This window comes from Pseudomonas sp. CFBP13509, assembly GCF_005233485.1.
Lineage (GTDB): Bacteria > Pseudomonadota > Gammaproteobacteria > Pseudomonadales > Pseudomonadaceae > Aquipseudomonas > Aquipseudomonas marginalis.
In genome coordinates this window covers 1-17,396 of the sequence record NZ_QGAA01000010.1, presented here as the reverse complement: position 1 = coordinate 17,396, position 17,396 = coordinate 1, and the positions used below count along the sequence as shown (strand labels likewise).

15 protein-coding genes and 2 riboswitches are annotated in these 17,396 nt (G+C 64.1%); of the genes, 5 read left to right on the top strand and 10 right to left on the bottom strand.

Annotated elements, in window-relative coordinates; all coding sequences use genetic code 11:
• Positions 1-127: 127 nt before the first annotated feature.
• From pepN to PspCFBP13509_RS17665, 6 genes are read right to left on the bottom strand one after another with little or no spacing between them, the layout of a single operon-like run.
• Positions 128-2,785, bottom strand: coding sequence for an aminopeptidase N (gene pepN, locus PspCFBP13509_RS17690; RefSeq protein ID WP_137212422.1), 2,658 nt, complete (start codon positions 2,783-2,785; stop codon positions 128-130).
• Between the two features lie 13 nt (positions 2,786-2,798).
• Complete coding sequence (locus PspCFBP13509_RS17685) at positions 2,799-3,629, bottom strand: DUF2797 domain-containing protein (protein ID WP_027606464.1); 831 nt, start codon at positions 3,627-3,629, stop codon at positions 2,799-2,801.
• On the bottom strand, positions 3,626-3,886 hold the full coding sequence (locus tag PspCFBP13509_RS17680; protein WP_137212421.1) for a YeaC family protein: 261 nt from the start codon (positions 3,884-3,886) through the stop codon (positions 3,626-3,628). The genes PspCFBP13509_RS17685 and PspCFBP13509_RS17680 overlap by 4 nt, the downstream gene beginning before the upstream one ends.
• A gap of 14 nt (positions 3,887-3,900) precedes the next feature.
• The gene (locus tag PspCFBP13509_RS17675) at positions 3,901-4,770 is read right to left on the bottom strand and encodes a rhomboid family intramembrane serine protease (RefSeq protein WP_065927898.1); all 870 of its coding nucleotides are present in this window, start codon (positions 4,768-4,770) and stop codon (positions 3,901-3,903) included.
• Positions 4,767-5,741, bottom strand: a complete 975-nt coding sequence (locus PspCFBP13509_RS17670) for a metallophosphoesterase (RefSeq protein WP_161985732.1) — start codon at positions 5,739-5,741, stop codon at positions 4,767-4,769. The genes PspCFBP13509_RS17675 and PspCFBP13509_RS17670 overlap by 4 nt, the downstream gene beginning before the upstream one ends.
• Positions 5,738-6,628 carry an NAD(+) kinase gene (locus tag PspCFBP13509_RS17665; protein ID WP_003190745.1) on the bottom strand — a complete coding sequence of 297 codons (891 nt, stop codon included), beginning with the start codon at positions 6,626-6,628 and terminating at the stop codon, positions 5,738-5,740. Before PspCFBP13509_RS17665 ends, PspCFBP13509_RS17670 begins: the two co-directional genes overlap by 4 nt.
• A gap of 146 nt (positions 6,629-6,774) precedes the next feature.
• Here PspCFBP13509_RS17665 and PspCFBP13509_RS17660 point away from each other — a divergent pair, with 146 nt between their 5' ends.
• Positions 6,775-7,722, top strand: a complete 948-nt coding sequence (locus tag PspCFBP13509_RS17660; protein WP_137212420.1) for a DUF1853 family protein — start codon at positions 6,775-6,777, stop codon at positions 7,720-7,722.
• 64 nt (positions 7,723-7,786) lie between these two features.
• Here PspCFBP13509_RS17660 and PspCFBP13509_RS17655 read toward each other — a convergent pair whose 3' ends face one another.
• The 4 genes from PspCFBP13509_RS17655 to cobW form a co-directional block, all read right to left on the bottom strand.
• Positions 7,787-8,389, bottom strand: a complete 603-nt coding sequence (locus PspCFBP13509_RS17655; RefSeq protein ID WP_137212488.1) for a vWA domain-containing protein — start codon at positions 8,387-8,389, stop codon at positions 7,787-7,789.
• Between the two features lie 53 nt (positions 8,390-8,442).
• Entirely contained in the window at positions 8,443-9,441 is a 999-nt protein-coding gene (locus tag PspCFBP13509_RS17650; RefSeq protein WP_137212419.1) for an ATP-binding protein, read from the bottom strand.
• 125 nt (positions 9,442-9,566) lie between these two features.
• Positions 9,567-13,328: a cobaltochelatase subunit CobN gene (gene cobN / locus PspCFBP13509_RS17645; protein ID WP_137212418.1), complete on the bottom strand. Its 3,762-nt coding sequence runs from the start codon at positions 13,326-13,328 to the stop codon at positions 9,567-9,569.
• Positions 13,329-13,331: 3 nt separating this feature from the next.
• Entirely contained in the window at positions 13,332-14,393 is a 1,062-nt protein-coding gene (gene cobW / locus PspCFBP13509_RS17640; protein WP_065927903.1) for a cobalamin biosynthesis protein CobW, read from the bottom strand.
• A 93-nt stretch (positions 14,394-14,486) separates the two neighbouring features.
• A riboswitch (cobalamin riboswitch) is annotated at positions 14,487-14,686 on the bottom strand.
• 42 nt (positions 14,687-14,728) lie between these two features.
• Positions 14,729-14,933: riboswitch (cobalamin riboswitch) on the top strand.
• 97 nt (positions 14,934-15,030) lie between these two features.
• Here cobW and PspCFBP13509_RS17635 point away from each other — a divergent pair.
• The 4 genes from PspCFBP13509_RS17635 to cobM all read left to right on the top strand — a co-directional run bounded on the left by PspCFBP13509_RS17635 (position 15,031) and on the right by cobM (position 17,141).
• Positions 15,031-15,219 carry a CbtB domain-containing protein gene (locus PspCFBP13509_RS17635; protein ID WP_027606475.1) on the top strand — a complete coding sequence of 63 codons (189 nt, stop codon included), beginning with the start codon at positions 15,031-15,033 and terminating at the stop codon, positions 15,217-15,219.
• Positions 15,220-15,230: 11 nt separating this feature from the next.
• Entirely contained in the window at positions 15,231-15,935 is a 705-nt protein-coding gene (locus PspCFBP13509_RS17630) for a CbtA family protein (protein ID WP_065927904.1), read from the top strand.
• A complete protein-coding gene (locus tag PspCFBP13509_RS17625) occupies positions 15,932-16,324 on the top strand; it encodes a cobalamin biosynthesis protein (protein WP_137212417.1) in 393 nt (130 codons plus the stop codon). Before PspCFBP13509_RS17630 ends, PspCFBP13509_RS17625 begins: the two co-directional genes overlap by 4 nt.
• 70 nt (positions 16,325-16,394) lie before the next feature.
• The gene (gene cobM, locus PspCFBP13509_RS17620) at positions 16,395-17,141 is read left to right on the top strand and encodes a precorrin-4 C(11)-methyltransferase (protein ID WP_137212416.1); all 747 of its coding nucleotides are present in this window, start codon (positions 16,395-16,397) and stop codon (positions 17,139-17,141) included.
• Positions 17,142-17,396 lie beyond the last annotated feature (255 nt).

Sequence of the window (17,396 nt, the reverse complement as noted above, 5' to 3'; positions counted from 1 at the left end):
GTGCCGCAGCTTAGCAGAGCCTTCTGCCAGGAAACGTCAGCAGCAAAAAAGCGCTCCTTGAACGAAGCTCCGAGGCAAAAAAAAAAACGGCCTGAACAGGCCGTTTTTTTTTACCGAAGCGATTTATTTAAGCAAGACTCTTGCTCACCACCTCGAACACATCGCTGGACAACTCACCCGACCCACGAATGCGCTCCAGCTCCGCCTTCATCAACGCCTGGCGCGCGCTGTCGTATTTACGCCAGCGGGTCAGCGGCGCCAACTGGCGCGAAGCGATCTGCGGGTTGAACGCATTCAACTGGATCACCAGGTCCGCCAGGAAGCGGTAGCCCGAACCGTCGGCGGCGTGGAAGTTGATCAAGTTCTGCCCGGCAAACGCGCCGATCAGTGCACGCACCTTGTTCGGGTTCTTGAGCGTGAACGCCGGGTGCTCCATCAACGCCTTGACCCGCTCCAGCCCGCCCGGCAACGGGCTGCCGGCCTGCACGCTGAACCACTGGTCCATGACCAAAGGGTTGTCCTTGAAGTTCTCGGCAAATACCGCCAGCGCCTGGGCCTTCTCCGCTTCGAACGGCGAGTTCACCAGCACCGCCAGCGCGGTCAGGCGCTCGGTCATGTTGTCGCTGGTGTCGAACTGCTCAAGGGTCGCCGCCAGCACTTCGGGCTTGCCGCTGAGCATCAGGTACGACAGCGCGATGTTCTGCAAGGCACGCCGGGCGAAGTGCTCGGCCGCCGCCACATAAGGCGTCTGCTTGGACAGTTCGCGGTTGGCCTGGTAACGCAACCACAGCGGCTCATGCAGGTTGTCAGCCAGTTGCCTGCGCGCAAACTCACGCGCGGCGTGGATGGCATCCACGTCCGCGACGTCGCTGATTTCCGTCAGGTAGGCTTCGCCCGGCAACGACAGCATTTCCGCAACCATGGCCTGGTCCAGGCTTTCGTCGCTCAACACACTGCGCAAGGCCGTGATCAGGCGCTGGTCCATCTGCAACGCCTGGCCCTGCTGATGCTGGCCGATCAGTTCCTGCAACACCTGCACCGACAGCTGCTGGCCCGCATCCCAGCGGTTGAAGCCGTCGCTGTCATGCTGCATCAGGAACATCAGTTGGTCGCGGTTATACGGGAAGCTCAGTTTCACCGGTGCCGAGAAACCACGCAGCAGCGACGGCAACGGCTGTTCGGCGATGTCGACGAAGGTGAAGGTTTGCTCGGCTTCGGTCACCGAGATCACACGGGACGTGGCGCCGGCCGTGGCTTCACCGGCCAGGCGCAAGGCCATGCCCGCGCCCTGCCCGTCCAGCAGGCCCAGTTCGACCGGGATCACGAACGGCAGTTTCTCGACCTTGTCCGGGGTTTCCGGGCAGCTCTGGCGGAAGGTCAGGCTGTAGGTCTTGGCCGCAGCGTCGTAGGACTCGCTCACCGCCAGGCGTGGCGTGCCGGCCTGGCTGTACCAGCGTTTGAACTGGCTGAGGTCGGCACCGTTGGCGTCTTCCATGGCCTTGATAAAGTCGTCGCAGGTCACGGCCTGGCCGTCATGGCGTTCGAAGTACAGGTCGCTGCCTTTACGGAAGCCTTCGGCGCCGAGCAAGGTATGGATCATGCCGACCACTTCCGAGCCTTTTTCGTACACGGTCAAGGTGTAGAAGTTGGAGATCTCGATAAAGCTGTCCGGGCGCACCGCATGGGCCATAGGGCCGGCATCTTCCGCGAACTGGTGGGTACGCAGGTAGGCCACGTCCTGGATGCGTTTGACCGTGGCGGAGTTCATGTCGGCGGAGAAGCCCGAATCACGGAACACGGTAAAGCCTTCCTTCAGCGACAGCTGGAACCAGTCGCGGCAGGTCACGCGGTTGCCCGACCAGTTGTGGAAGTATTCGTGGGCAACGATGGCCTCGACCCGCTGGTGCGCGGCGTCGGTGGCGGTTTCGGCGCGGGCCAGCACGGCGCTGGAGTTGAAGATATTGAGGCCCTTGTTCTCCATGGCGCCCATGTTGAAATCGTTGACCGCCACGATCATGAAGATGTCGAGGTCATACTCGCGACCGTAGGTTTCTTCGTCCCAGCGCATGGATTTTTTCAGGCTGGTCATGGCGTGCTGGCACTTGTCGATATTTTCCGGCTCGACGTAGATGCGCAGTGCTACTTCACGCTGGGTCATGGTGGTAAAGCTGTCTTCGACACACCACAGGTCACCGGCCACCAGCGCGAACAGGTAGGCGGGTTTCTTGAACGGGTCTTCCCAGGTCGCCCAGTGGCGGCCGTCTTCGCCGGGACCGCTGGCAATCGGGTTGCCGTTGGAGAGCAGCACCGGGTAGCGGTGTTGCTCGGCGATCACCGTGGTGGTGAAGGTGCTCATCACGTCGGGGCGGTCGAGGTAATAGGTTATCTTGCGGAAGCCCTCGGCCTCGCACTGGGTGCAGAACATGCTGCCGGATTTGTACAGGCCTTCCAGGGCGGTGTTGGTTTCCGGGTGGATGCGCACGCTGGTGTCGACCGTGAAGGTTTCGCGGGTCGGATGCAGGGTCAGGTGGCTGTCCGTCAGCTGGTAGTCAGCCTCGCTCAGTTCCTGGTCGCCGAGGTTGACGGTCAGCAACTCCAGCTGCTGGCCGTCGAGTACCAGCGGCGGCAGGCCGGCGCCACGCTCAGGGTTACGGCGCATCACCAGCTGCGCGTGGACCAGGCTGTGGTCCTCGAACAACTCGAAGGTCAGGTGCGTCTCTTCGATCAGGTAGTCCGGCGCCTGATAGTCCTTCAGGTAAATCATCTTCGGTTGTTCGGTGCGCATGGGTGGCATCCTTCTACTGATGCACGGCGAGCTGGTAGGCCGTGTACTTACGAATATTGATCACGCCGGTGTCGAAGATCAGGTATTGGCCCTTGATCCCCAGCAGCGTGCCTTCGGCAATCGGGTTCTTGTCCAGGTTGAAGCTGACGATCTTGGCTGGATACTGCTCCACCGGGTAGCGGATTTCCAACGGTTCGAGGTCGGTTACCGGTTGGATGGCCTGCAGGCCGAAGCGTTCCTGCAATTGCAGCAGGCCATCGGCGCAGGAGGCGAACAACTCGTCGCGCACCTGCTTGAGGTCCACCGCCACCGCGTCGCCCTTGAGCAACGCACGCCAGTTGGTCTTGTCCGCCACCTGGCTACGCAATACATCCTCGACAAACCCGGATTGCTGGCGCGTCGCCACGCGCATGATCGGCAGCGCCTGGCTGGCGCCCTGGTCCAGCCAACGCGTCGGCAATTGGGTGGCACGGGTGATGCCGACCTTGATGCCCGACGAATTGGCCAGGTACACCACGTGGTCGGTCATGCAGAAAGTCTCGCCCCAGCCTGGATCACGGCAGGTGCCGGCGTCGTAATGGCAACGCTCGGGGCTCATGATGCACAGGTCACACTGGGCCAGCTTGGTCATGCACGGGTAGCAATAGCCCTGGCTGAAGCTGGTCTTGGTCTTGCGACCGCAATGGCTGCAATGAATGGCGCCGAGGTATTCCAGGCGCACATGGGTGCCGATCAGGGGGTTGACCGGCACCTCGGTATCGCCCAGGCGAAACGCGTATTGAACGGTCGGCTCACCGAGTTGCGCCGACATTTTGCTGACTGCACCGCGACCAATTTCAATCAATGGATCGCATCCGACTTGAACAGGATGTTCGGCACGGTGCTCGACTTCGACTGGCATTCCTGCGGGCCCATGTAGCCGGTGCGCTGCTCTTCCGGCAGGTTCTGGATCTCCCAGGCGATCATGGCCTGCAGGGACAGTTCGCGCTGCTCGGCACTGAGCTTGCGGCCATCGGACCACTTGCCGATTTCCACGGCGAGCTTGAGGCTCGCGTAGATGTCCGGGGTGATGTTTTCGATCATTTCAGCAAAAGAGGACATAAGGCTCTTCCTTATCAAAGAGAGGATTTGCGACGGTTATACACACCGCCGAGCAAACCGGTAAGGCAACCGATAACCAGGCCGCCGACATGGGCAGCGTTGGCGATTTCGCCGAAGCCGATCATCGACACCAGCCCCGACAGGCACAACACCAGCCACACCAGCATCATCACCAGCACCCCACGGGGCAAGCGATAGGCCGGGTTGGGCGAGAGCAGTTGAAAGATCCAGCAATGCCCGAGCAGGCCATACAACACGCCGGACAAGCCACCGAACAGGCCGGGACCACCGTAGGCATATTGCGCGTAGTTGGAGACCAGGCTGAACAACAGGGTCAGGCCCAGCAGGTTGATGCTGCCCTGGCGCACTTCGATACGCCGGCCCAGCTCCCAGTACCACATGCCGTTCATGGCCAGGTGCAGGATGCCGAAGTGGATCAGCATCGGCGTAAACAGCCGCCACCATTGGCCGGAAGCCAACATGTCGGCGAACGGCGTGAACTGGATGTACTCGCCCATCACCCGGAACGGCAGGAAGGTCAGCCAGCTCATGGCTTGCAGGTTTTCACCGAGCAAGGTCACGGCGCCGACAATGATGCTTGCCAGCAGCACCAGCGCCGTTACCGGGCTATGGCGCACTTGCTGGACAAAGCCCGGACGTGTGACCGGCGCCTGTTCGGGAATATCCAGTTGCTGGTCCGGGTCACCGGCGGGAAAGCGCTGGTACAGCACGCGCACGTCATCGCTGAGGGTCTCGGGCACCCACAGCACCTGCTCGCCGGCTTCTTCGCTGACGCGATGGGGCACTTGCATGCGTTGCAGCAGTTTCACGAAACCGCCCAGGTCGACGCTCAACGGCAAGCGCAATACGGGCACGGCACTCATACAGTCACCTCGGGTCGCTCAACGTCGACCCATACGAATTTACGCGGATCCAGGCGGGTTTCCTGGTCCAGGCGGTACGCCACCAGCTTGCCGTACAGCACTGCGCTGTAGTCCAGGCACGCCAGGTTCGGGCGGATCGGCGCCGGTTTGCCACTGCGCCAGTAATGGCCGACGAACAGCAAGGGTTCGTCGGCGCCGTAGCGCAGCAGGGAATTCTTTTCATGGGGCGACAATGGCGTGCGCGCCACCGGCTCCGGCAGTGCGTCGGGCTGGAACACAATGTCGCCGTAGGTCTTCGGGTCGTCCTCCCAGAACTTGGTGCGGAAGAACGAGCGCGTCAGGCCATCGCCACCGGTCAGCGTCAGGCCGTCCGGCAAGCGCATATCGGTGCCGCGCAACAGGCGGTCGAAGGCGTTGCAGGCAAAACTGCCGGGCACGGCGGCGGCCTGCAGGAAGTGCCGGTCGATGCAGCCATCCGGGAACGTCGCGCGCAGCGGCTGGATAAAGCCGTCGTCCCAGCACGCATGCACCACGCGGAAACGCCCGGCATCGACAAACAGCGGCATGTCGTAGAACCAGGCGAGGAAGTCGTGCCAGTCGGCCGGGTGCTGCTCGAACTGGGTCAGGGTCTCGTGGATCAGCCGCTCATGCCGTGGGGTGTGCTCGCGCACGAACTGCCTGCCACTGCCCGGCGGCGCCGGTGTGGCCCAACCCAGGGCATTGAACTCGTGGTTGCCCATGATGCACAGCGCCTGGCCGGCCTCGGCCATGTCGTGGACGATATGCAGCGCCTCGCGAATGCGTGGGCCACGGTCGATGATATCGCCGAGGAACACCGCCATGCGCGAAGGATGGCGCCAGGTGCCGCCCTGCTTGTGGTAACCCATCTGGTCGAGCAAGTGCTCAAGGGTATGAGCGCAACCGTGCACGTCACCAATCAGGTCGTAGCTACGCGCGGGATCGAGCATCAGTCGCCTCCACCCCCCAAGCGGCTGCCCCAGCCCAACTTGGTGCGGCACACTTCGTAGTAGTTGTGATCCAGCGGGTGGATCAAGCGCAACTTCTGTGCCTTCTTGCTCACGGTGATGGTGTCACCGGGGGCGCAGGTGAAATGGTTCTGCCCGTCGCAGGAGACTTGCGGGTAGATCTGCATGTCTTTGGACACCACGATTTTCAGCTCACTGTTGCCATCGACCACAATCGGCCGGCTGGACAACATATGGGGGTACATCGGCACGATCACAATGGCATCGAGCTTGGGATGCATGATCGGGCCACCGGCCGACAGCGCGTAGGCGGTGGAGCCGGTGGGCGTGGCGACGATCAGGCCGTCGGCCTTCTGGCTGCACACGAACTGGCCGTCGATATACAGCTCGAATTCGATCATCCGCGTGGATTTGCCCGGGTGCAGCACCACGTCATTGAGCGCATCGCCCTGGCCGATGGCTTCGCCGTGGCGGCGCACTTCGGCCTGCAGCAGGAAGCGGTTTTCCACCAGGTAATGGCCGTCGAGCACCTTGGCCACTTCGACTTCCAGCTCATCGGGGCGGATATCGGTGAGAAACCCCAGGCTGCCACGGTTGATCCCCAGCACCGGCACGTTATGCCGCGCCAGGGCCCGGGCCGCGCCGAGCAGGCTGCCGTCGCCGCCGACCACGATGACCATGTCGCAGACTTCGCCGAGCATCTTGCGCGAGGAGGTTTGCAGGCCGTGGCCGGGGAGGATTTCGGCGATGGTGTCTTCGAGGATCACATGCAGGTGGCGTTCCAGCAGGAATTTTTTCAGCCGGCGGACGGTGTCCAACACCTGGGTACTGCCCAGGCGACCGATAATGCCGATATTGCGAAAGTGCTCCATGGGGCTCCTGCGGGATTGGGGGTGGGGCAAAAAAGAAACGATTATGGGCGAAAGGCCGGCTCAGGCAAAATCCTTTGTCGCCGTGAAGCCTTGATGACAACGGTTCTCAGCCCCCTGCGCAACGGTTAAAAGGCTATGCTCGGACCATGACTGTGTTCCCGGATTTGCACAACCTGCCCCGCCAGCTGCGCCACCCCGAGGTGCGCGACCTGGCGTGGGTGATGCTTGCCCCGCCGATGCTCGCGCAGACACCGTGGCCACAGCGCCACCCGCTGGCGGGCAGCGACTGGGTGCAGGCGCCCGACCGTCTTGAACACTGGCTACGCGCACTCGACCAGGACAGCCGCGCCTTGCAGCACTGGTTGAGCCTGTCACGCACCCGGCGCCTGGGCCTGTACTACGAACGCCTGTGGCAGTTCGCCGTGCAGCATGCGCCGGGGGTGGAGTTGCTTGCCGCCAACCTGCCGATCCGCCGCGCCGGGCACACACTGGGCGAACTGGACATGCTGCTGCGCGACCGCAATGGCGTGCATCACCTGGAACTGGCGATCAAACTCTACCTGGGCCCGCAGGACGGCAATGGCCAGGACACCGCGCAATGGCTGGGCCCAGGCTGCCACGATCGGCTGGACCGCAAGCTGGCGCACCTGGCCCAACATCAACTGCCGATCTCGGCGCGGGCAGAAAGCCGCGAGGTGTTGGCAGCCCTGGATATTCAGCAGTTTGATGCGCACCTGTGGCTCGGCGGGTATTTGCTCTATCCCTGGCCTGGGCTGGCCGAACCGCCCCAAGGCGCACACCCGCAGCATCTGCGCGGGCGCTGGTTGCATCAGCGGGACTGGCGGGATTTTGTCAGCGCCAGTGCGCCAGGCCGCTGGCAACCATTACCCCGGCATGCGTGGCTGGCGCCGGCGCACTACCCGGCGGATGAAGTGTGGAGTGAAGAACAGATGCAGGCCTGGCTGGCAGACCTTGATCCGATGGCGCCTGCGCAGCTGCTGGTGCGCATGGTGCAGAACGGCGCGGATTGGGAGGAAGCCGAGCGCTTGTTCCTGGTGGCGGATCTTTGGCCGAATGTGCCGGGGGCTGGCTGATAGAGTGTGTGGTGTATGTGAGGGCCTCATCGGGGGCAAGCCCCCGATGGCTGTGGTACCGCCACTACAACTCATCGATATGCCGATAATCCAACTGCAACCCCACCGCCAGCTCCTGGGCCCGCCCCAACCTGATCGGCCCGCGCTCGATATCCACCAGCAACCCCGCACACGCCAGTAACGGCAACCCGGTAATGTCCTTCAGCCGCCCATCCGTAATCACCAGTACACGCTGCTGCTCGGCCGGATAACGCTTGCGCCGCGCCACCAGCCAATGCCCGGCCTCGGTCAGCGCCGCCAGCAACGGCGTACCACCGCCCGCGCCCAACTGATCCAGCCAGCCCGCCAGGCCTTTCGCAGCTTTCAACCCCTGTACCTGCCACTTCGGCGCCTGGCCGCTGGCGGTCAACAACGCTATGCGCGCCCGTTGCCGGTAAGCATTGTCAAACAGCTGGGCGAGCAAGCCCTTGGCGTCGGTTAATGCACGATGCCGCCGCGTGGACGCCGACGCATCCACGATCACCAGCCACAACTCATGGGCCGAGCGGCTGCGCAGGTGGTAGCGCAGGTCTCCACGGGAGTGCGGCCGGCCGCCGAGCAAGGTGCCCGGCCAGTTGATCGAACCCAGCTGTGCGCTGCGTGCCTTGCCCTGCCTGCCGTTGTCCAGTCGCCCCGCCTTGGGCCGGGCATCCGCCCCCGCGTCAGGTCGGGGGCGAATGCCTAGGGCTTTTTTGGCCAGGTGGGCACGTCTCGGCGCGTGCCAGTAGGCAGGGCCGGTGCGGGCATATCGCCCCATTGGCCTTGGCCGGGCGAGGTGTCCGAGGGTGTCGGCGCCTGCCCTGGCTTGGGTGGACTGGCCGGTGGGGATTGCGCCTGGCGACGGTGGCGCAAGGCGAATTCCGCCACCGCTTCGATGTCTTCTTCGGCAATGGTATCCGCGCCCCGCCACGCCGCATGGGCCCGGGCGCCGCGCAGCCAGACCAGGTCGGCGCGCAAGCCGTCGACACCGGCGGCAAAGCAACGCTCGGTGATCTGCGCCAGGGCCTGATCATCCAGCTCGATACTGTCCAGCCGCGCCCGCGCCTGGGTGCAGCGCTCGCGTAACGCCGCCTGCTGCCCGGCCCACTGGGTGCAGAACGCGGCGGGGTCACTGTCGAAATCCAGGCGCCGCCGGATGATCTGCCCGCGCTCGGCCGGCAGCGTCTGCCCGCTCAGCGCCACGTTAAAACCGAAGCGATCCAGCAACTGCGGGCGCAACTCGCCCTCCTCCGGATTCATGGTGCCGATCAGCACAAAGCGCGCCGAATGGCGATGGGAAATGCCGTCGCGTTCGATCAGGTTGGTGCCGCTGGCGGCGACGTCGAGCAACAGGTCCACCAGGTGATCGGGCAGCAGGTTGACTTCATCCACATACAACACGCCGCCGTCGGCCTTGGCCAGCACCCCAGGGGAAAACTGCGCGCGGCCTTCGCCCAGCGCGGCATCCAGGTCCAGGGTCCCCACCAGGCGCTCTTCAGTGGCGCCCAACGGCAAGGTGACGAATTGGCCGCTGGCCAGCAGATCCGCCAGACCACGGGCCAGGGTGGATTTGGCCATGCCACGCGGGCCTTCGATCAGCACGCCGCCGATCTTCGGGTCGATGGCGGTCAGGCACAGCGCCAGTTTCAGGTCGTCGGCAGCGACCACGGCGGACAGTGGGAAATGCGGAGTATCGGTCATCCGTTCTCTCTTTAAATTCTGCTGTACAAGTAATCACCCGGTCATGAACAAGCTACTTGTGGTGAGCGGGCTTGCCCCGCTCACCACAACAAGCCCGCCAGCCACAACAAGCCGCATCTCGCGTTCTAGCTGTCTTCTTCTATATCCAGCAACAGGTTTTCCAGCGCCTCGCGATAAGCCCCGGGCTCCTGCCACAGGCCACGCTGCTGGGCTTCGAGCATGCGCTCGGTCATTTCGCGCAGCGCCGCGGGGTTGTGCTGCTGCACGAACGCGCGGGTGTCAGGGTCCAGCAGGTAGGCGTCGGCGAGCAATGCATATTGATGATCGTCGATCAGCGCCGTGGTGGCGTCGAAGGCGAACAGATTGTCCACGGTCGCGGCCATTTCAAACGCACCTTTATAGCCATGGCGCTTCACGCCGTCGATCCACTTGGGGTTGGCGGCGCGGGAACGGATCACCCGGTTCAGCTCTTCCTTCAAGGTGCGAATCCTCGGCAGGTCCGGCTGGCTATGGTCGCCGTGATAGCTGGCGGCCTTGTCGCCGCTCAGGGTTTCCACGGCGGCGAGCATGCCGCCCTGGAATTGGTAGTAGTCGTTGGAGTCGAGCAGGTCGTGCTCGCGGTTATCCTGGTTCTGCAACACCGCCTGCACCTGGCTCAGGCGCTGGGCAAACTGTGCGCGAGCAGCGGTGCCTTCGTCGGAGCCGCCATAGGCGTAGCCGCCCCAATTCAGGTAGACCTCAGCCAGGTCCTCGCGGCTTTGCCACAGGCGCCCGTCAATGGCGCCCTGCACGCCCGCGCCGTAGGCACCGGGCTTAGCCCCGAAGATACGCCAGCCGGCCTGTTTCGCTGCGGCCTCTGCATCCAGGCCGGAGGCCAGCAACGCCGCGCGCTCACTGCGCACCTTGGCGGCCAGCGGGTTCATGTCGTCCGGCTCATCCAGGGCCGCCACCGCCTGTACCGCCGCGTCGAACAGGCGGATCAGGTTGGCGAAGGCGTCGCGGAAAAACCCGGACACGCGCAAGGTGACGTCCACGCGCGGGCGGTCCAACAGGCTGATGGGCAGGATTTCAAAATCATCCACCCGTTGACTGCCGGTGGCCCACACCGGCCGTACGCCCATCAGCGCCATGGCCTGGGCGATGTCGTCGCCACCGGTGCGCATGGTGGCCGTGCCCCACACCGACAGGCCGAGCTGGCGCAGGTGATCGCCGTGGTCCTGCAGGTGCCGCTCAAGTATCAGGTTGGCGGACTGGAAGCCGATGCGCCACGCGGTGGTCGTCGGCAGGTTACGCACATCGACGGTGAAGAAATTGCGCCCGGTCGGCAGCACATCCAGGCGCCCCCGGCTCGGCGCACCGCTTGGGCCGGCCGGAACAAAGCGCCCGCCGAGGGCCTCCAGCAAGCCGTGCATTTCCGCCGGGCCGCAGGCATCCAGGCGTGGCGCCACGACGATGCGCAGGCTTTCGATCACCGCCTTCACCTCTTCCCAGCCGGGCTCTTCCAGCTGTTCCAGCGGCCCTTCCAACGCCTGCTCGATCATTCGCGCCGCATACAACTCCAAGCGCTCGCGGGTATCCCCGGCGGTGCGCCACTGCTGCCCATCGATCTTCTGCAACACTGCCGGGCGTCGCCCGGTCCAAGGCTCGGCCAGGGCACAGTCCAGCGGGTCAAAACCCAGCGCGAACGCCTTGGCCAACACGCGCAGCAGGCTCGATTGCGGGCCACGGCCGTCTCCACGCGGGATGCGCAGCAAGGCCAGCAAGGTGTCGATGCGCAAGCGGCCCACGGGGGATTCGCCAAAGATGTGCAGGCCGTCGCGGATCTGCGACTCCTTCAAGTCGCACAGGTAGGTGTCGAGGCGCGGCAGCCAGATAGCGGCATCGGCGTCGCCATCCAGCTCAAGCTCCTGGTCGATGCGGGTTTCGCGCACCAGCTTGAGGATGTCTTTTTGCAGCTCGCGGGCCCGGCGTGGGTCGAGCAGTTGGGCTTCGTAGTATTCGTCCGCCAACAGCTCAAGGTCCCGCAGCGGCCCGTAGGTTTCGGCGCGGGTCAGCGGCGGCATCAGGTGGTCGATGATCACCGCCTGGGTGCGCCGCTTGGCCTGGGCGCCCTCGCCCGGGTCGTTGACGATAAACGGGTAGATGTTCGGCAGCGGTCCCAGCAGCGCATCCGGCCAGCAGTTTTCCGAGAGCCCCACGCCCTTGCCCGGCAGCCATTCGAGGTTGCCGTGCTTGCCCACATGGATCACGCCATGGGCGCCGTAGGTGTGGCGCAACCAGAAGTAGAACGCCAGGTAGCCATGGGGCGGCACCAGGTCCGGGTCGTGATACACCGCGCTGGCATCCACCTGGTAACCCCGGGCCGGCTGGATACCGACGAAGGTCTGGCCCAGGCGCAGGCCGGCAATCATCAGGCGGCCGTCACGGAACATTGGATCGTTGTGCGGCGCGCCCCATCGCTCCAGCACCGCCTGGCGGTTGGATTCAGGCAAACGCTTGAACATCGCCTCGTAGTCGTCCAGGCCGAGGCTTTGATGACAGGGGCGCAGGTCGAGGCTGTCGAGGTCGTTGGTGACGCCGCCGAGCAGGTCATGGATCAGTGCAGTGCCGCTCTCAGGCAGTTGATCCGGCACCGGATAGCCTTCGGCCTGCAGGGCACGCAGGATATTCAGCGCGGCGGCCGGGGTGTCCAGGCCCACACCATTGCCGATACGGCCGTCGCGGGTCGGGTAGTTGGCAAAGATCAGGGCGATGCGTTTATCCTCATTCGGTACCCGTGCCAGCTCGACCCAACGGCGCGCCAGCTCGGCGACGAAATCCATGCGTTCGGGCGCTGCGCGGTAGCACACCACGTCCGACTGGCTGCGCTCGCTGCGCCAGGCCAGATCCTTGAAGCTGATCGGACGGCTGATAATGCGCCCGTCCAGCTCCGGCAAGGCAATGTGCATCGCCAAGTCGCGCGGGCCAAGACCTTGCTCGCTGGCCTGCCAGCCCGGCTGGTTATCCTGGGCGCAGATCGCCTGGATCACCGGGATATTGCGACGAAACGGACGCAGATGCGGGGCTTCGGGGCTGGATTGGGCAAAACCGGTGGTGTTCAGGATCACCGCCGCGCCGACCTCATCCAGCAGGTCCTCGACCACCGCCAGGCAGCCGGGTTCTTTCAAACTGGCCACCGCCATCGGCAACGGGTTAAGGCCCGCCGCCTGCAAGCGCTGGCAGAACACATCGATAAAACCGGTATTGGCCGCCTGCAGGTGCGAGCGGTAGAACAGCACCGCCGCCACGGGCCAATCCGCGTGCCAATCGGTCTGCCAGTCATTGAGGCGAGGGTTGGCTTTGTGCGGGTGATAGATCGCGGTGCGCGGCAAGGTCTGCGGCTCGGCCCACGGGTAATCGCGGTCCAAGTAGCCGCTGGCCAGGCAGCGGAAAAAATCCAGCGCGTTAGCGAGCCCGCCCTGGCGCAGGAAGTGCCACAGGCGGTCGCGCTGTTCGGCACTCACCGTGCTCAGGCCGCTGAGTTCCGGGTCCGGGCGGTCATCCCCCGGCACCAGGATCAGCGTAACGCCGCGCTCGGCCAGCTCAACCAGGCGCTCGATGCCGTAGCGCCAATAACCGATGCCGCCGTGCAGGGAAATCAGGATGACCTTGGCGTGGCGCAGCACCTCGTCGACATACAAATCGACCGAAGCGTGGTTCTGCACCTGCATCGGGTTGGCCAGGCGCAGGCTGGGGTAATCCTCGGGCAACTGCTGGGCCGCTTCGGCCAGCAGCGCCAGGCTGGAATCGCCGCTGCACAGGATCACCAGTTCGGCGGGGGTTTGGCCAAGGTCGGCAATATTGTCGTCCGCGACGAAACCACCGGGCTGAGTCCTGAGCAGGTGCATGGGTTAAACGCTGAGGGCAGCGCGCAGTTGCACTTCGAGGCCCGCCGCGTCCAGCGCCTGGCCGATCAGCACCAGCCGTGTGATGCGCGCTTCGTCGGCGCCCCAGGCACGGTCGAAGTGCTTGTCGAAACGCGTACCCACACCCTGGATCAGCAGGCGCATCGGCTTGTTCGGGATGGCGGCGAAGCCTTTGACCCGCAGGATACCGTGCTGAACCACCAACTGGTTCAGGGCGTCGAGCAGCAGCGCTTCGTCGGCTTGGGGCAGGTCGATGGAGATGGAATCGAAGGCGTCGTGATCATGCTCGTCTTCACCTTCGTGGTGATGATCGTGGTGGCTATGGCGAGCGTCGATATGTTCTTCGGAACCCGCGCCCAGGCCGATCAATACGTCCAACGGCAGGCGACCGCTGCTGGCTTCGATGATCTTCACCGCCGGCGGCAGCTCTTCGGCGACTTCCAGGCGCACACGGGCCAGGTCTTCGGCGCTGATCAGGTCGGATTTGTTGAGGATCACCAGGTCGGCGCTGGCCAGTTGGTCGGCAAACAGCTCGTGCAGCGGCGATTCGTGGTCCAGGTTCGGGTCGAGTTTGCGCTGGGCATCGACCTGATCCGGGAACGCGGCGAACGTGCCGGCGGCCACGGCCGGGCTGTCGACCACGGTGATGACCGCATCAACCGTGCAGGCGCTGCGGATTTCCGGCCACTGGAAGGCCTGCACCAGGGGTTTTGGCAGGGCCAGGCCCGAGGTTTCGATAAGGATATGGTCGAGGTCGCCACGACGGGCGACCAGTTCGCGCATCACCGGGAAGAACTCCTCCTGCACGGTGCAGCACAGGCAGCCGTTGGCCAGCTCGTACACACGGCCGTTGGCCTCTTCTTCGGTGCAGCCGATGGAGCACTGCTTGAGGATCTCACCGTCGATGCCCAACTCGCCGAACTCGTTGACGATTACCGCAATGCGACGGCCCTGGGCGTTGTCGAGCATATGGCGCAGCAAGGTGGTCTTGCCCGAGCCAAGGAAGCCGGTAACGATGGTGACGGGGAGTTTGGCCAGTGTTTTCATCGGATGCCCTTTGGGGCGGGCATACGGGACGATAGGCACTGCGGCGGCGCGCAGAAGCGGATTTCGTCACCGGATCACCCCGCCCGGTTGAATTGGAAAATCGGTGGCGAGGCAGGTCTCCTGGCTTGGGGCTTGCGGGTCTTGCGACCGGCGCCGACTGCGCCTTCCCGCCGCAGTGGCAGTGGCGTGGCAGTCAGATAAACCCTTCACAGTTGCGGGGGCAGCCGCGGCTTGGACCGCGTTCCCTTCTTAGCTTCGGCCTGGGCCGAAGAACCTCGAGGGTGCAAGGCTACAGGGGCTCGCCGCATTTGACTACCGTCCCCGGCCCATGCTCTCCTACACATCTTGTTTCGGGTGCCCTTCACAGGGTGAAACGGGAAACCGGTGAGTCATGGCGTCATGACGAGTCCGGTGCTGCCCCCGCAACGGTAAGCGAGTGAAGCGTCAGATCCACTGTGCCTGTACGGCATGGGAAGGCGACGCTTTATAGACCCAGTGTCCCTCGCAAGCCCGGAGACCGGCCCGAATAACATCGAATAACAAACCCGCGGTGGGCGGGCGCTGTTAAAACCCTGCGTGCCTGGCTCGCGGAGTTTGCATGCGCTCGTGTCACCTTGACACCTGAAAGGGACGCGCCATGTCGATCATCAGCAGCACCTCGCACACCGCCAGCAGCTCCGCCACCCTCAGCCAACGCCTGACCGCCGCCATCGGTGCGTCGATCCTCGGCGCGTGCCTGGTGTACTTCGCCGGTTTCTCGCACATCGAGGCGGTGCACAATGCCGCCCACGATACCCGCCACAGCGCCGCGTTCCCGTGCCACTGAGGCCTGCCGACATGATCAAGCGTATTGCGCAAACCGCAGGGTTCACCGGCCTGCTGGCCGCCCTGCTGCTGACCCTGCTGCAAAGCTTCTGGGTCGCGCCGCTGATTCTGCAGGCGGAAACCTTTGAAAAGGCCCCGGCCGCGACTGAAGTGGCCCATGAGCACGCCGCTGGCGCCGCCGCACACACCCACGACGCCGAAGCCTGGGAGCCGGAAGACGGCTGGCAGCGCGTGCTGTCGACCACCGGCGGCAACCTGGTGGTGGCCGTCGGCTTCGCCCTGATGCTGGCCGGCCTCTACACCCTGCGCGCACCGACCCGCACGACCCAAGGCTTGCTGTGGGGCCTGGCCGGTTACGCGACCTTTGTGCTGGCGCCCACCCTGGGCCTGCCACCGGAGCTGCCGGGCACTGCCGCCGCTGACCTGGCGCAACGGCAGATCTGGTGGATCGGCACCGCTGCCTCCACGGCGGCCGGGATTGCGCTGATCGTGTTTGGTCGCAACTGGCTGCTGAAAGTCCTGGGCGTGGCGATCCTGGTGGTGCCGCATGTGATCGGTGCACCGCAGCCGGAAACCCATTCGATGCTGGCGCCGGAAGCCCTCGAAGCGCAGTTCAAGATCGCTTCGCAGTTGACCAACGTGGCGTTCTGGCTGGCCCTTGGCCTGATCAGTGCCTGGTTGTTCCGCCGCAACCGCGACGATCAATACTCGGCATGACCCTGGTGGTCGGCCTGGGTTGCCAGCGGGGTTGTGATGTCGACACCCTGCTGGCGCTGTTCGACAGCGCCCTCGCCGCAGGCGGGATCGAGCGTCAGCGTGTCAGCGCGCTGGCCAGTATTGACCGCAGGCAGGATGAGCCCGGATTACTCGCCCTGGCCCGGTTGCTCAACCTGCCGTTGCAGTGTTTCAGCGCCGGGCAACTGACGGCTTATGAAGCCAGGCTGAGTCACAGGTCCACGGTCGCCTTCGCCCATACCGGCTGTTACGGCATCGCCGAAAGTGCCGCCCTGGCCCTGGCCGAACAGCTCTGCGGCGGCCCTGCCCGTTTGCTGATCACCCGTCAGAAAAACGCCCAGGCCACCTTTGCATTGGCCTGCGCCGGCTAAAATCCCGATAATCGCCCATCCCGATCATGAGCAATCTTCATGCTCGCCCGTTTTTCCACAGGAATCCTCCATGACCGTCTACTTCATCGGCGCCGGCCCCGGCGATCCGGAATTGATCACCGTCAAAGGCCAACGCCTGATCCGCAGTTGCCCGGTGATCATCTATGCCGGCTCGCTGGTGCCGGCGGCGGTGCTGGAGGGTCATCAGGCGCAACAGGTGGTCAACAGCGCCGAACTGCACCTGGAACAGATCATCGAACTGATCAAGACCGCCCACGCCAACGGCCAGGATGTGGCCCGCGTGCACTCCGGCGACCCGAGCCTGTATGGCGCGATTGGCGAGCAGATCCGTTACCTGCGCGAGTTGGGCATCCCCTTCCAGATCATTCCCGGCGTCACCGCAGTGGCCGCCTGCGCAGCGTTGCTGGAGACCGAACTGACCTTGCCGGACATCGCCCAAAGCGTGATCCTGACCCGCTACGCCGATAAAACCCGCATGCCGGCCGGAGAGGACTTCGACAGCCTGGCCCGGCATGGCACCACCATGGCGATTCATCTGGGGGTCAACCATTTGGACAAGATCGTCGCCGAACTGCTGCCGCACTACGGAGCAGACTGCCCGATTGCCGTGGTACACCGGGCGACATGGCCGGATCAGGATTGGGCCGTCGGCACGCTCAGCGATATTGCCCACAAAGTCGCCGCCAAGGGCTTTCGGCGTACGGCGTTGATTGTGGTAGGTCGGGTACTGGCGAGTGATAGTTTCAGTGAGTCGTCGTTGTATCGGGCAGGGCATGCGCACCTTTATCGACCTTGATGATTTACTTCAAAAAATCAAAGCAATCCATTTATTTAAATGACTAAACACAGAACAAAATGTGGGAGGGGGCTTGCCCCCCCCGATGGCCATAGGTATCTACACAACTCTTAAAGGCTGACACATAACTCTGTGGTGAGCGGGCTTGTCGAATCGTCGCACCGCCCGCGCCGGGTTGCGAAGCGGCCCCAATAAGGTCACCGCAGAGTGCCAGAATCAATCGAGGTGAAGGTTTTGGGGCTGCTTCGCAACCCA